This is a genomic window from Escherichia sp. MOD1-EC7011 (assembly GCF_002965005.1).
Taxonomy (GTDB): domain Bacteria; phylum Pseudomonadota; class Gammaproteobacteria; order Enterobacterales; family Enterobacteriaceae; genus Escherichia; species Escherichia ruysiae.
In genome coordinates, this window is the sequence record NZ_PTRD01000087.1 from 1 (window position 1) to 1,117 (window position 1,117).

The 1,117-nt window shown below is 28.9% G+C and carries 1 protein-coding gene and 1 pseudogene; both read left to right on the forward strand.

Annotated elements, in window-relative coordinates:
- Window positions 1–824: dTDP-rhamnosyl transferase RfbG (gene rfbG / locus A7098_RS23580; protein ID WP_105281509.1), on the forward strand; the 824-nt coding region annotated here is incomplete at its 5' end.
- A 19-nt stretch (window positions 825–843) separates the two neighbouring features.
- Window positions 844–1,117: pseudogene (locus tag A7098_RS23585) on the forward strand (oligosaccharide repeat unit polymerase); the annotation flags it as partial.

The following is a 1,117-nucleotide window of genomic DNA, read 5'->3' on the forward strand; positions in this document are numbered from 1 at the left end:
GTATTATAGGGCAAAGGGGTGTAGACCTCTCAATATTTATATCAGATGATTTATCAACTGATAATACATTAAACATCTGTGAAGAATTTAAAGCATTACATCCGTCAATTATAAATATACTTCCTAGCACCGATAAGTTTGGAGGGGCAGGTAAGAATTTTTATAGATTAATTAAAGATGTCGATTTTGAAAATTATGATTATATCTGTTTTAGTGATCAGGATGATATTTGGTATAAAGGCAAAATAAAAAATGCAATTGACTGCTTGGCATTAAATAATGCGGATTGTTATTCCAGCAATGTAATTGCATACTATCCATCAGGGAAAAAAATTTTAGTTGATAAAGCTCAGTTCCAAACTCAATTCGATTATTTTTTTGAAGCAGCAGGTCCAGGGTGTACATATGTTATAAAAAAAGAAACGCTGATTGAATTTAAAAAGTTCATCATAAATAATAAAAATACTGCACAAGATATCTGTCTGCATGATTGGTTTTTATATTCATTTGCTCGGACGAGAAATTATTCGTGGTATATTGATAGAAAACCAACAATGTTGTACAGACAACATGAAAACAACCAAGTGGGAGCAAATATTAATTTTAAAGCAAAATACAAGCGACTTGGTTTGGTAAGAAACAAGTGGTATCGAAAGGAAGTAACTAAAATAGCTAATATATTAGCTGATGATAGCTTTGTGAAAAATCAATTGGATAAAGGTTATATAGGCAATTTGATCTTGGCTTTAAGTTTTTGGAAGTTAAGGCGGAAAAAGGCTGATAAAATTTATATTTTATTAATGTTGATTTTAAATATTTTTTAAAAAATATCACCTTGCGAATATGAATAATATAAATAAAATTTTTATAACATTTTTATGTATTGAACTGATTGTTGGTGGTGGTGGAAGATTACTGGATCCATTGGGGATATTCCCTTTGCGATATTTATTATTTGTATGTAGTTTTATACTCTTAACTTTAAATTTAGTCACATTGAATTTTTCAATTAACCAAAAATGTGTTAGTCTTTTTATATGGTTGCTTTTATTCCCACTATATGGTTTCTTTGTTGGCTTATTAACTGGTAATAAAGTAAATGATATACTGTTTGACG